The organism is Pseudomonas sp. SGAir0191, assembly GCF_002812565.2.
GTDB lineage: Bacteria > Pseudomonadota > Gammaproteobacteria > Pseudomonadales > Pseudomonadaceae > Aquipseudomonas > Aquipseudomonas parafulva_B.
Genome location: NZ_CP025035.2, coordinates 2866430 through 2880842 on the forward strand (window position 1 = coordinate 2866430; position 14413 = coordinate 2880842).

7 protein-coding genes and 1 tRNA gene are annotated in these 14413 nt (G+C 55.8%); 2 read left to right on the forward strand and 6 right to left on the reverse strand.

Translation table 11 applies throughout. The features are described from left to right. Positions 1-17 precede the first annotated feature (17 nt). Together CWR53_RS12850 and CWR53_RS12855 are read right to left on the reverse strand one after the other, a co-directional pair. Positions 18-6650, reverse strand: coding sequence for a DUF3320 domain-containing protein (locus CWR53_RS12850; RefSeq protein WP_100851761.1), 6633 nt, complete (start codon positions 6648-6650; stop codon positions 18-20). 230 nt (positions 6651-6880) lie between these two features. After that, positions 6881-7885 (reverse strand): hypothetical protein, encoded by a 1005-nt coding sequence (locus CWR53_RS12855; RefSeq protein ID WP_100851762.1) that lies wholly within the window; start codon positions 7883-7885, stop codon positions 6881-6883. A gap of 195 nt (positions 7886-8080) precedes the next feature. Between CWR53_RS12855 and CWR53_RS12860 the strand changes: the two genes are divergently transcribed. Continuing rightward, positions 8081-10675: an AAA family ATPase gene (locus tag CWR53_RS12860; protein ID WP_100851763.1), complete on the forward strand. Its 2595-nt coding sequence runs from the start codon at positions 8081-8083 to the stop codon at positions 10673-10675. A 348-nt stretch (positions 10676-11023) separates the two neighbouring features. Beyond that, positions 11024-11191 (forward strand): hypothetical protein, encoded by a 168-nt coding sequence (locus CWR53_RS23000; protein ID WP_181405427.1) that lies wholly within the window; start codon positions 11024-11026, stop codon positions 11189-11191. Here the strand turns inward: CWR53_RS23000 and CWR53_RS12865 are convergent. The 4 genes from CWR53_RS12865 to pheT form a co-directional block, all read right to left on the reverse strand. Beyond that, positions 11175-11251 (reverse strand) — tRNA-Pro (locus CWR53_RS12865). The genes CWR53_RS23000 and CWR53_RS12865 overlap by 17 nt on opposite strands. 112 nt (positions 11252-11363) lie before the next feature. Further along, on the reverse strand, positions 11364-11720 hold the full coding sequence (locus CWR53_RS12870) for a MerR family transcriptional regulator (protein ID WP_003250681.1): 357 nt from the start codon (positions 11718-11720) through the stop codon (positions 11364-11366). Further along, complete coding sequence (ihfA, locus tag CWR53_RS12875) at positions 11701-12003, reverse strand: integration host factor subunit alpha (RefSeq protein WP_003250679.1); 303 nt, start codon at positions 12001-12003, stop codon at positions 11701-11703. The genes CWR53_RS12870 and ihfA overlap by 20 nt, the downstream gene beginning before the upstream one ends. A gap of 4 nt (positions 12004-12007) precedes the next feature. After that, the gene (gene pheT / locus CWR53_RS12880; protein ID WP_100851764.1) at positions 12008-14389 is read right to left on the reverse strand and encodes a phenylalanine--tRNA ligase subunit beta; all 2382 of its coding nucleotides are present in this window, start codon (positions 14387-14389) and stop codon (positions 12008-12010) included. Positions 14390-14413 lie beyond the last annotated feature (24 nt).

Sequence of the window (14413 nt, forward strand, 5' to 3'; positions counted from 1 at the left end):
ACCATGGGCGCCTTAATCTAATCATTCCTGTGATGACGAATGGCCTTCTCGATTCGCGAGCGGCCAGCATGTGCGAGCTTCATAACACCCGCCTCCTTGGCGACGGCGTGGATCAAGGCCTCAGCCGCATGCCCCTTTGCTTCCATCTCACCCACAAGCGCAGACAACTCCTGCAGGCAGATTTCCGCCAGGCTGCGCACGGAGTCATCGTCACCAGGACGGCGGAATGTAGCTTCAGCAGCTGAATCGAGGTTGGTTGGCCAGAAGAAGGTTCCCAGTTGCTCTTCCTCATGAGACCTGAAGTGAGCACGCGCGACCTGATCAACCCGATCACGAATACGCGCTCCCGTACGGACCCATCCGTGCGCCCGGGCAATACGTCGGGACAGTACGCTGTCGAGTACTGGGCCTTCTTCGTTTACCACATGAGCGATCATACTCTGCAGAATCGGCGTGTAGGCCGCGTCGAAGAACTGATCAGGGCTCACGCCATCCACGGCCTGAGTAGGATCTGTCTCACGATAGACTGGGTAGTCTGCCGATACGTAGGCTACATATTCAGCAGCGGCCTCAACGGTGGCCACCTTCGCGTACTTGAGCTCCTGGAAGGCGCCAGCCGGGTCATTGGCCACAGGGATCCCCTCCTCGCCCGTGATCACTTGGCTCACTTGCTCCACCACCTCAATCACCTCGGCAACGGCAGCGTCGGTTTTGAGTCGCTCTGCTTCCTCGGCAGCATCGATTGCAGCTTGCTTGGCACGCGATGACTCGAGCAAAGCCATGAGTTTCTGATGAACCTTCTGTGCAGTGCCCGCGGCGTCAATCCACCAGTCCGTCGACCAAATTCTCACGATCTCCCAACCTAGCCCACGCAGAACGAATTCTCGGAGCTTATCTCGATCACGAGCGGTCGCGCTGCGATGGTAGGTGGCACCGTCGCACTCAACGCCGGCAAGGAATCGACCTGACGAATCAGGGTGCACGATGCCGAGGTCAATGCGGAATGACGACACGCCGATCTGGGTAACGACCTGCCAGCCTTTCTTGGAAAGCTCAGCCGCAACTGCTTTCTCAAATGGGCTATCGAATCCACCAACGCTTCCTCGATCAGCTTCAACCAGGGCCTGCGGCCCTCGCTCAGCAAACTCCAGGAAGTGCTTCAGATCGCGTACACCTTCATTCTTGGTACGAGAGAGATCCATGTGTTCGGGACGAGTAGTCGAGAACACGACAAGCTCCTGCCGTGCTCGAGTGATAGCTACGTTGAGTCGACGCTCTCCACCCTTCTCGTTCATTGGGCCAAAGCTCATCGAGGTGTGCCCCGCTGCGTCCTTACCGAAGGTGATCGAGAAGTAAATGATGTCTCGCTCATCGCCTTGTACGCTCTCGAGGTTCTTCACGAACACAGGCTCAAGCAGCGACTCAGAGAAGTAGCTATCCAGCGACGGATCCTTACGGCAGGCTTCGTCGAGCAGATCCTCAATTAACTTTTGCTGCTCGCCGTTGAAGGTCACAACACCTACGGTGTGGCCAGACTCGCGGAAGGCTGGAGATTTCAACCGCGCGACAAGGTGGGCTACCAGCGCCTGTGCCTCGATGCGGTTTGTGCGCGAACCGCCTCGGTCATAGATACCGGCAACGGGATGCAGCTTGACTGCTTTGTCGGTTGTAAATGGCGACGGGAATGTAACCAACTCCGACTTGTAGTAGCGCTGGTTCGAGAATGCGATGAGGCTCTCGTGACGGCTACGGTAGTGCCAGTTAAGGTTGCGAGTCGGGAGGTTTGCACTGATGCATTCGTCCAGAATGCTTTCCAGATCTGCCTCAGTGTCTTCGTCTTCCGATGAAGACTCAGCACGCCCGAAGAACGATGTCGGCGGCAGCTGTTTCGGGTCACCCACCATCACGACTTGGCGACCGCGAGCCATCGCCCCAATCGCATCCCACACAGGAATCTGGGATGCCTCATCGAAGATGACCAGGTCGAACGGTGTTGTATCAGATGGCAGATACTGGGCGATCGACAGCGGGCTCATAAGCAGACACGGTGTGAGCTTGGTTAGTGCACCTGGCGCTTGGCTCATCAACTCGCGCAGTGGCATGTGCCTAGTCTTCTTATTCATCTCATGGCGCAACAACCCCCACTCCGATGAACGCGTTACGCTCTCCTGGCTAGGAAGCTCAGAACACAGACGCGCGCGCAGCCAGTCACGAGTTAAGGCGATGAACTTATCATCCAACGCTCGGAAATCGCGAATGCGTTGTTCGTGCTCAGCGCTGACAAAGGTGCGGATAACGGCCTCGTTGTCGACGGTCGCGTTAAGCCACCAGCGAGCGTAGTTCACTTCAAGCACACGACGCACCTTGCCCGCGGTGATGGCGCCGCTCTCCATAGCTTCCACGATCGGAGCTAAGCCAACTGCATATGCCTCATCGCGGACTTTGCGCCAAGCGCACCAGGCTCTCAGGCGAGGCTCAGAAGCCACCATCAGCTCACAGTTCTGTTTGAGCTCTTCGAGCGAAAGCTCTGAGTTCACCGCTACGGTTTTCTCGGTGAATTGGCCCACGGCCGTCAAGTGAGCCGCCCGCGCCTCCACATTCTTCAGCTTGTCACGAAGGGAAATCCCCGCCTGAGTGATGGAGCCTTCAGGCTCGAGCAAAGCATTCCCGTCACCAAGCAACGCATTGAGTGGTCCTTTGAACCCTGCAATTTGCTCCGGGCTCTCGGCTAGCTTGGCCAAAGCTACCGCAATCTGGCCCTGGAACAACACAGCCTGACGTGCGTCGTCCACCTTTGTCTTCAAATCATTCCAAAGTGGAACAACCTCTCGCAGGTCAGAAAGGTCTGCCAAATTTCGCTCCAGGATGCCGCGCTTCTTGAGCAGAGCAAAGTCATTCTTCAAGACGTTCCCGCAACGTCCCTCCTCCACAAGAGGATGATCATCGGTTAGACGCCCACGCTCTTCAATCTCGCGTCGCTCAGACTGAAACTGCAACCCTGCCGTGAGTATTTCGGTCTCAGTAGCGAGGCCCTTCCAAAGCTCCGCAGTCTGACTGGCAAGCTCTGTGAACTCCGCCAACTCACAGTCGAGGCGAACAATAGCGCGCATGCGGGATAGTTGAGCCTTCAGCGCTTCGCCAAGCTGCCCTTGCTCGATGGCATCGAACCCCTCGTCGTGCCACTCGGAATTGCTCAACTGATTAGACAAAGCGATCTGGAAGGCAATGGCACGCGATAGGTGGCCAGGGTTGGTCTTTGCACCACTCCAAACATCGGCGCACTGGGCTCCCGGTTGGAGTTCGTCAATCGACATTCTGACGGTACGGATTTCGATCCAAGTCGAAAGATCCTTCGCCACGTCCGCTTCTCCAGGAGCGGCCTGCACAGCAGCAAGTGAGGCCCTAACACGTCGTTTGCCTAACCAGGATTTAGGCCAGATGGCATCGTCAGCTTTTAGCCAGTCTTGGTGCAGGGTTTCGACATCGAGCCCTTCTACCGACTCGCTGTAGCTTACGGAGAGCTGATCAGAGAGCTCTTTGATTGTTGAGAATTTTGAAAGCGCCTCTTGAAGCGTTTCCACTACGGCAGGAGCCCAAGCAGCACCCAGGGAGTCCATAGTCGACCTGCGCTGACTCAGCAAATCCATCGCACGCCTGGCATCACCCGCGACTCTGGCAGGCCAGATAGCAGACAGCTTGGAAGTAAGATCCCGGTGTTCCTCAATCCAGTTACAACCATCCGTTAAACGCTGTGCAATTGATCGTGCGTTCGGCAACAAAGCGAAGCGCCAGTCATGGCCAGCTGCGGCGGGCAGCACCGAAGAAAGAGTCGACAGACCTTCAAGAGGCGAAGGTGTGTGGGGGACTGTCGGCAGCCCTGCCAATTCGATGAAGCGATCAAGCGCTTTTTGTGCCTCCAGAACCGAAGGCAGCACATCACGAGCTGCTTGAACAAACTCTTGCCTCCAATGCGGAGACCACTCTGTTTGACCGATCCCGGAAAGAGCGTGGCCGCCGAGATTTTCGTAACCCACCTCTTGAGCGTTAACCTCAAGACGGTCGCCGAGCTCACGAATGTCCAGCATTGCTTTCTGGTCATGAGTTTCAGGCGACAGCCAATTCAAGTTTGCTATTGGCTCGTCAGTACCGGAGGTAACGGTACCGATCGCATCGTATACGGTATAACCGTTCCGGTATCGGTTATGGAGACGCTCTACATAGATGTTCAAACTGTCACGGATAGAGGCCAGCCGCTGAGCCTCGACCTCCCACGCATCCGCATCCACCTCCCCTTTAGCTTCCCAGGCTGACTGCAGCTGAGCCAATACATCAGCCTTGCGGGCTTTACTGGAATGCAGCTCGAGGCAGAACTCTCCGAGGCCGATTTCACGAAGACGCCTATAGACGACGTCCAAAGCGGCAATCTTCTCGGAGACAAACAGCACACGCCGACCCTGAGCGATCGACTGAGCAATCATGTTTGAAATCGTCTGGCTTTTACCGGTACCAGGTGGCCCGATCAGCACAAAGTCCTTCCCTTTGGATGCAGCCATGACCGCGGCAAGCTGGGACGAATCAGAGGGCAGTGGGCAGAACACATCTGCAGGGCCGTAATCACGATCCAGGAATTTTGCATCCGGGAATGGTGTACCCGATGCAAACGAGTCCCGAGGTGTATCAAGAAGGTGCTGAACGACAGAATTCTGCCGTAGGTGATGGGCGTTCTCTGACAAGTCCTTCCACATAAGGTACTTGGCAAAAGAGAACATGGCCAAGGTCACATCTTCGGACAGCTCCCATCCAGGAATGTCCTTGATAGCGTGACCTACTCGCCTCCAGATGCCGACGATGTCCAACCCCGAGTCATCACGAGGTAGCTCTGTCTCGAGCGACCCCAGGCCCAGTTCGAAGTCCTGTCGAAGCATCTCGATCAGCGTAGGGTTGAAGCAAGGCTCATCGTCATGGAGCATGATCGAAAAACCAGAACGCGCACTCTTACGCTCAAGGCTGACTGGTATCAGCACCAGGGGCGCAGTGTACTTTTGACCGGCCTTATCTTCTCGCGTCCACTTCAGGAAACCGACAGCCAAGAACAGCGTGTTGGCCCCACCCTCTTGCAGTGCTGTACGAGCGCCGCGATAGAGCTCGGTCAAGCGCACGTCCATCTCACGGCTGGTGAGAGCTACAAACACCTCTCGACGCTTCAGGGCGTCCTCTGCATGACGCCGGCGAACATCCTCACGCTCACGCTGTTCATACAGCTCTTTCTCACGTGGATCAGCTCCATCCATGAGGTCAGGCCGCGTCAGAAGCTTCAGCGACTGTCCGCTGGCAAGAATGTCTTCGAGAGCGCCAGGATCCGGGGCCTCAAGCTTGAGCGCCTTCTTCCCGTACTTGAAGTTGAGCAAATTGTTACGCAACGAGAGATCAAGCAGTTTTCGCTGCCAACGTTCTAGCCTGTCTTTGGGGCTGAGCTTGGCAATGTCTTCGACTTCAACGTTGACGATCTCATCGGGGATATCATCGCCATCTTCAATGAGAAGGCCTGGCCCATCGTCCAAATCAGTCGTAACGACTCGGGCAATCTGCGCTTCGGAGCTGGCCAACGGTTTGATGCGCTGCAGGCGGGCACGCCGTACATCAAGCAGCATTTCAAATTCGGACTCAGCCTCCTCATCGATCTGCTTGGCTCCACGTTCAACTGCATAGGCGAAGGGAGGGATCGATGGTTGAGTGAGCAACGTAGTCTCAAACAGAGCAAGCTCTTTGAGCTTCACCCTCTTCCTCACAGTCGAAACGTCGTCGATTAAAGTGGTGGTGAACTCTTCTGGTTTCAGCCAAACCCCCGCAAAAGCATGACCGCGAGTAAAAACGATCACCGGGTTAAGGCCGATCTGCTCCAATACTGCACATAGGAAGAGGGTCAGATCCATGCAAGTGGCCAGGCCAGAATCTGCGATCTGGCTCGGGCTACGCACTTTCTGACCGGATTGCTCAAAACTGGCCGGCGGCAAGGAGTAATCCAGTTTCATGCGTGCAACTGCGCCCCATGCGGCTGACGCCAGTTGCCAAGCCCGCTTGGGCCCACCGCTGTAACCATCCAAAGCGGGCGACTTTTCACTCAAGCGCATCAATTCAGCGGCTTGCTTAAGCAGCCGCTCCACAGCCGGATCGTTCGGTTGAACAAACGCAGCTGTCATATCTGGGATATGCCTTAACCCACCCCACTGATTGCGGGGCAGTAGCTCAACGACCTGCTCGAGCTGAGCAATCACTTTGCGACCGTTTTCCGCCTCGTTGCAATCCGCCTCCAATGTGAAGGAGAACGTAGACATTTCGGCTTCTGTGAGCCTACTCAGCAGAGGCCCATCCAGAATGAGGTCTAGGCCAGGAATGGATCGAAACGACTCGGGCGCTACCTCTTCGATACGCCAGGTTTTCGGTTTGAACACTTCCGGTGAAGAGGTCAGCGTCAGCGTAGCGTTGAGGTAACGCTCACTCGTTTCGTTCGAGAGGCGTAGCTCATGGATAACCGGAATCGCATTCTGGAAGTCTGCAAGGTTGAGCTTTGATACCAAGGTAGCGAGGATCTTGAGCTCTTTCGGCTTTGGTTCTTCTTGTGGGGTGACGTGTTGAACGAGCTCGTCCATGCGCAACCTTCCTTGTCTCAGATGCTCAGGGGGTGCAGGCGAATGCCCGATCAAGAGGGCCCCCACTTGAGCTGGTGGCGGGATGATAGCGCTTCTAGCAGGAGTAGTAATGAGCCTTTGGTCTCCCGTGCATTTTACGAGATGCCGATCCAGGCAATGGGTGAACGAGGTAAGACCTCCTGAGGGTACCGACGCAGCTAGCTGTGACATTAGCTGCACCGGGCTTGCATTCAAGCGCGTTGCAGATTGAAACTCCTGGCATCCAGTGCAACGACGGCTGAGAAACCCTGGGTCTTCTTGAAGGCCATGTTGTGAACAAAGTTCTTCATTGCTTCAGACGGATCAATGGCATCAAGGTTGAGCGAATCCAGCGTGTTTCGGGAGAAAGCTACGCTCAAGATCGGTAGCTCTTCCAAATGGCCTGTGGAGCTGTTGAGCACGTTATCGAGTGCCGTCACCATCACCAAATCATCAGGCAGGATCGCCAGCAGCTCTCGACCTACACGCACCGCGCAGCTACATACGTAGTCTTGATGCAGCTCATTGAAACGGCTGATCGGCATGGCCTTAGTGGACAGCTTTCCGCTTTTCAGGAGTGACTTAATCTCGCTCGGGATAACGTGCGTGCCATGAATAGCCAGCCGGGCCTCCACTAAGCCGGACTCATGGACAATCAACTCAATACCCGAGCCCAGATGAGCGATTTCGGTGAATGGCTCGAACGCTTCGATTGCATCCAGTTTGGCTTGTTTGTCACCGTTAATAATGCGGTGCGCCAGCTCCCGTTCATCAGCCCAGTTGGCATGAGCCTGGAGCCAATCGGAATGTGCCGTTTGAAAACGCCGCAGATCTTCAGCTTTCCCCTCTTCCACTTTGCGGCTCAGGGCTCTGCGCTGTCGGGCTTCGAGTCTGAATAGGCGGGCCAAAAAATTAGGCGCATAGGTTGCTAGTGCATCAGTTGCTGCTTCAGCGGTAACGTCCAGAGATGGCTCCCTAGGCTCAACACTGTTCAGCAGGGACTTCCAGTTAATGACATCACCGCAATCTTTGTGCACCGAAAGCAAGACCTCGACGTGGTTCTCGTAAACCTCCACCTCATAGGCTGCCTGCTCAAGGGCCTCCATGCGCGCGTACTCTTTGTGTTGGCGCTCCAATTCGCGCTGCCGGCGATGTGAATTGCGCTCCGCACGACGTGCTGAAGCCTGCATTGACCTGAGCGTGCCTTTCCATCCCATAAGATCTTTCCTTGAAATAGCCTGATGATGGCACATTAACATATGGCGGGTGCAAAACGGCGAAAGCGTCCCTAGGAAGCTATTTCTGAACGCGAGTCTTTCCAAGTTACATTTTAGTCGCCAAACCAGCAGCCAAATACTGGCCAAAAGCCACCTTACGCCTAAGCTCACAGATTTAGCCGTGGGATAGGAAGCATGTCGACGCTTGAGCAAGAACCGGTAGTGATGGACGATTTTGAGTCTTGGCTAAATGGTCGTCCGAAGTGGCTGCAGACTGCTGCGCGTATGATGATCGACACGAAGCGCCAGCTGAATGAAGGGGAAATTAAGGAGCTGTCAAGACTCTGCCAGCTGGAAGCTAAGGGCCAGCCTGACCCAGGTTTTCTAAGCGTAGTGCCTGGCACACTTTCCCAGGCCGCAACCCGACCGCCAGTGAGGATTGATGAAATCCTGGAGGTGCATGGTCTCAACGCCATCAAAGCCGGGGCCAATCTCCCGTTTGGTAGCTCGAACCTGACTGTCATCTACGGCCAGAATGGCACTGGTAAAAGCGGCTTTGCCCGGCTGCTAAAGCAGATTTGCGGCTCACGATCCAAGGATGAAATACGGGGCAACGTTTTCGATCCTAACCCTACGGATTGCCGTGCTCAATTCAAGGTATCAATTGACGGGAAATCCGTTGACGTCCATTGGGACATTCCAAGCGGCCCCCACAAAGCGTTGCGTCAAGCGCAGGTGTTCGACAGCAAGGCCGCACAACAATACATGGGGCGAACTGAAGCTTGCTATGAACCGAGTCGCATGAAATTTGTGTCGGCGCTCATCGCCACTGCCGATGCAGTCAACGCAGAGCTGACCAGAGAAAGAGAAAAACTCAAAGGGGCCCTCCCAACCCTGCCAAGTGCCCTTTCGGTCACGACCGAAGCGAAATGGTTGCAGGCCCTCAAAAGCACGACCACGTCGTCAAGCATTGATAAAGAATGCTCATATACCGAGGAGCTTGACCGTGAAAGGATCGAGAAGGAAGTACTCCTTGCCGAGAAAGATATTTCTGGTCGAATCCAGGCGATTGGCAAAGAGAAAACAGCCCTGAAGAGCATCGAAACATCGATGTCGACGCTGCAATTAGGTTCAAATGATGCTGCCGCGCTTGAGCTAGTCGGCCTGAATGAAAAAGCCGTGAAGACACGTAAAGCAAGTGAAGAGGCTGCGGCCGCTATATTCGGGAAAGCAGAGCTGGAGGGTGTCGGCTCGGCAACGTGGCAGCAGATGTGGGAGCACGCTCGCGCTTATTCCGCTGCCGCGGCGTATCCTGAGTCCGCATTCCCGAACGTGTCAGATGACTCACGATGCGTTCTTTGCCATCAAACTCTAGACGATGCAGCGAAGGCACGACTGGCCGGATTTGAAAAGTTTGTCACCGACGGCCTAGAGACTGCGGCAAAGACAGCCGAAACAGCTTTAAACGAACGCAGGCGTCGTGTCCCCGCCCTTCCCTCCCAGGCTGATTGGCTCGTGCAAATATCCACCTTGGGCTTCGAAAAGGCGGAAGCTGAATCTTGGTTCAGCTTACTGAGGGCGCGGATCGAGCAAATTGCCAAGGGTGTACCCCTCGATGGTCAGCACCTTTTTGACTGGTCGAAGATCAACGATGCTGTGAAAACGAAGTCCGCGACCCTGGCTACGGAAGAGGCAAGCCTCGCTACACTTCAGAAAGATGAGCACCGCCAGGCCATGCATCAGCGCGTCCTCATGCTTCGGGCGAAGCAATGGCTTCATCAGAACAAATCCTCGATTGCCGCCGAGAAAACCCGCCTCACAGCAGTTGCCTCTCTAGACAAAGCATCACGCTCGGCTGCGACCAACTCGCTCACGACGAAGAAAAATGAGCTTGCCAAAACCGAACTGGATGCTGGCTATCAGGCTCGTTTTGTTGAAGAACTTAAGCTTTTGGGCGGCCATCGCATCCCCGTTTCACCGCAAAGCAAATCCGGGGGCAAGGGAAAAATCACCTTCGGTTTGAATCTGGTGGGAGCTCACGGTGCGCATGGTCCAGAGTACATTCTAAGTGAGGGCGAGACTCGAATAGCTGCACTCGCAGCGTTCTTGCCGGATACCACAGGTTCTAATCAGCTGGCCCCCTTTATCTTTGACGATCCGATCTCATCACTAGACCAGGATTTCGAAGAGAAAGTCGTGGAGCGTCTCGTGCAGTTGTCGCATACGAGGCAGGTCATCATTTTCATCCATAGACTTTCGCTGGTATCGCTAGTGGATTCTGTCACTGACAAATTGTCAAAAATCCCCGACATTCCTACTATCAAGCCAACACTGATCTCGCTTCGCAGGATGGAAAAAACCGCCGGTATCGTAGCGACCCAAAGTGCCCGCGACGCCAAACCAGCTAATGCTGTGAAATACCTGATCGACCACACGGTTAAGCACCTGACGAAGCATCAAGAAAACGCCGAAGTCGATAGCTACGAAATTCTAGCGAAAAGCGCTTGCAGTGACTTCAGGATTATTGTGGAGAAAACCGTCGAGTTCATTTTGCTTGCGGATGTGGTAGGCCGCTTCCGTCGTGCAATCAATACTCAGGGGAAGCTACATAAAATCGCCAAAGTAAGCATTGAGGACTGCGTATTCATCGATGATTTGATGACACGTTATTCAGTCTTCGAGCATGCCCAGTCGGACGAACTGCCTAGCAGCGCCGTTGACCTCAAAATTTTTGAGGCTGACCTCACAGCGCTTCAAGCTTGGATTGCGGAATTTTCCAAGCGCTCCTAACAGACAGTAAGGTAATTACCAGTGCTAGGTGATCTAGCGTAGCACTGGTCGACCCATAACCTTCGCCCAGTGAAGCGCTACAGCCTTGATGCTTGCGGGTACACATTTGCTTTAAAAAACGCGCCCGCACGCCCAGAGGTTCGAGACCGTTGGGCAGAAAATTCCAGTGACGCTCACTGAAAGCCAGCGCCCAAAGTATGGGCTACGGTATAGGCTGAAAACGATCAGATACAAAAAAGCCCTGAAAATCAGGGCTTTAATGAGAATTAGTGGCGGAAGCGTAGGGATTCGAACCCTCCAGCCGCCCCTACCGCTCAACTAATAGCCATTTCACATGAGCGGATGCAAATGCCCAAGACCCTGCCGTTTCTGAATTCTGGACTAACGGCAGTTGAAATTCGGTGGGGCAAAAAGTGGGGCAAAATTGTTAATCAGAGAAAAACGGACGGGCATAAAAAAATCCAGTCACCGCTAAGTGACTGGATTCTTTGGAGTTATTTGGTCGGGACGGAGTGATTCGAACACTCGACCCCTTGCACCCCATGCAAGTGCGCTACCGGGCTGCGCTACGCCCCGACTGGGCTTTGAAGCATGTTCTCGTTACCGCTGAGAACGATGAAGAAGATACCCTAACCTTTTGATTAATGGAAGCTTTTTTTCAAAAATTTCCACTCATCCTAAACAACGGTCACTTCTTCAGCACCACCAACACATCTTCCAACTCGACAATCATCTGACGAATCAGCTGTTTGTACTGGCTCGACTCATCCTTGGCCTCATCACTGGAAAGCCGCAACCGCGCCCCGCCAATTGTGAAGCCCTGGTCGTAAAGCAGGGCGCGAATCTGGCGGATCATCAGCACGTCTTGGCGCTGGTAATACCGCCGGTTGCCCCGCCGCTTCACGGGATTGAGCTGATCGAACTCCTGCTCCCAATACCGCAACACGTGCGGTTTTACAGCGCAAAGTTCGCTGACCTCACCAATGGTGAAGTACCGTTTGCCCGGTATGGGGGGCAGTTCGTCGTTATGGCTTGGTTCCAGCATAGGCCTCAACCCGGGCCTTCAACTTCTGCCCTGGACGAAAGGTGACGACGCGCCGTGCGGTGATCGGGATTTCTTCCCCAGTCTTGGGGTTGCGGCCCGGCCGCTGGCGTTTATCGCGAAGGTCGAAATTGCCGAAACCGGACAACTTGACCTGCTCGTTCTCTTCAAGTGCGTGCCGAATTTCTTCGAAAAACAGCTCGACCAGCTCCTTGGCCTCACGCTTGTTAAGCCCCAGCTCCTCGTACAGCCTCTCGGCCATCTCAGCTTTCGTCAGAGCACCCATGCCGTTATTTCCTTAACGTGGTGTTCAACCTTTGTTCGAGCGAGGTGAGGATAGTGTGCAAGGTAGTGTTCACCTCATCGTCGTTAAGAGTGCGCGATGGATGCTGCCAGGTCAAGCCGACTGCCAGGCTTTTTCTATCAGGATCAATGCCTTTACCCTGGTAGACATCAAACAGCCTGAGGTCTGTGAGCCATTCGCCTGCATTGTCACGAATTACGTCAAGCACGTCTTGAGACGCTACATCACGACCTGCGATCAACGCCAGGTCACGACGGGTTTCCGGGAACTTGGACAACTCGCTGAATTTCGGCAACCGGCCTTCGACCACATCGGCCAGCACCAGCTCGAAAACGAAAACCGGGCGGTCCAGGTCCAAGGCTTTTGCAAGCTCCGGATGAAGCGCGCCCAGATAGCCAACGGTCTTACCTTCACGCTGAATCTCAGCGGTCTGACCAGGGTGCAAGGCTGGATGCTTGCCAGCGACGAAGGTGAAGTCGCCCAGCGCACCGGAATAACCCAACAGGGCTTCCACATCGGCCTTCACGTCGAAGAAGTCGATGGTGTCGCGGCCGTTGGCCCAGCCTTCAGGCAAGCGGCTGCCTGTAACGACGCCGGCAATCATCGGTTCCTGTGCCAAGTCGCCCAGTTGGCCGACGAAACGTAGGCCACTTTCGAACAAGCGCACGCGGTCCTGCTGGCGATTGAGGTTGTGCTGCAATGCCTTGACCAGGCCCGGCCACAGGGACGCACGCATGGCCGCCATGTCGCTGGAGATGGGGTTGGCCAGCAACAGTGGCTCTACGCCTGGGCTGAACAGCTCGAACAGCTTCGGATCGATGAAGCTATAGGTAATGGCTTCCTGGTAACCACGAGCAACCAGCAGGCGACGCAGGTTTGGCAGCTCGCCACGGGTTTCCGGGCGTGCTTGCGGCGCCAGGCGCGCTTGCGGGTAGCGCACGGGCAGGTTGTTGTAACCGTACAGACGCGCGAGCTCTTCGATCAGGTCGACTTCGAGGCTGATATCGAAGCGGTGGCTCGGAACGTTGACCGTCCACTGCCCTGCTCCATCTGCCTGGGTAGCCAGACCAAGGTTGTTGAGCAACTGCTCGACCTGGGACGGGTCCATTTCCATGCCAAGCATCTGGGCGATGCGATCGGCACGCAGGGTAACCGGGGCAATGCGGGGCAAGTGTTGCTCGCTGACGGCCTCAACGATGGGGCCGGCTTCACCGCCTACCACTTCCAGCAGCAATGCGGTCGCGCGCTCCATGGCCTCGCGGGCCAACTGGGAATCGACGCCGCGCTCATAACGGTGCGAGGCGTCGGTGTGCAGGCCGTAGGAGCGGGCCTTGCCGGCAACGGAAATCGGCTCGAAGAAAGCGCTTTCCAGGAACAGATCACGGGTTTTAGCGGTGTCGACGCCGCTGTGCTCGCCGCCCATGACGCCGGCGATGGCCAGGGCGCGGGTGTGGTCGGCAATGACCAGAGTGTCGGCACGCAGTGCAACTTCCTGACCGTCGAGCAGCACCAGCTTTTCGCCCTCTTCGGCCATGCGTACGCGAATGCCGCCGTTGATCTCTGCCAAGTCAAAGGCATGCATGGGCTGGCCGAGTTCGAGCATCACGTAGTTAGTGATGTCAACGGCAGCGTCGATGCTGCGCACGTCGCTGCGGCGCAGACGCTCGACCATCCATAGCGGCGTCGGCTTGCTCAGGTCGACATTGCGGATGACCCGCCCCAGGTAGCGTGGGCAAGCTGCCGGCGCATGGACCTCGACTGGGCGCACTTCGTCGTGCGCGGCAGCCACGGCTGGCACCAGCGGGCGGGTGACCGGCACGTCGTACAGCGCACTGACGTCGCGGGCCAGGCCGGCGATCGACAGGCAATCACCCCGGTTGGGCGTAAGCCCGATTTCGATGCTGGCATCATCCAGGCTCAGGTACTGGCGAATGTCTTCGCCTACCGGTGCATCGCTGGCCAGTTCGAGCAGGCCATCGTTTTCTTCACTGATCTGCAGTTCGGCCGCCGAGCAGAGCATGCCGAATGACTCCACACCGCGCAGCTTGGCCTTCTTGATCTTGAAGTCACCAGGCAGTTCGGCGCCGATCATGGCGAAGGGGATCTTGATCCCTGGCCGGGCGTTAGGCGCGCCGCAAACGACCTGGAACGTTTCCTGACCATTGCTGACCTGGCACACACGCAGCTTGTCGGCGTCTGGGTGTTGTTCAGTGGCAAGAATTTCACCCACCACAATACCGCTGAACTGGCCGGCAGCGGGGGTCACGCTGTCGACTTCCAGGCCGGCCATGGACAGGCGGGCCACCAGTTCGTCACGGGAGACTTGCGGGTTTACCCAACCGCGCAGCCACTGTTCACTGAATTTCATGCTGTTCTTCTCCTGAAGGTTGCG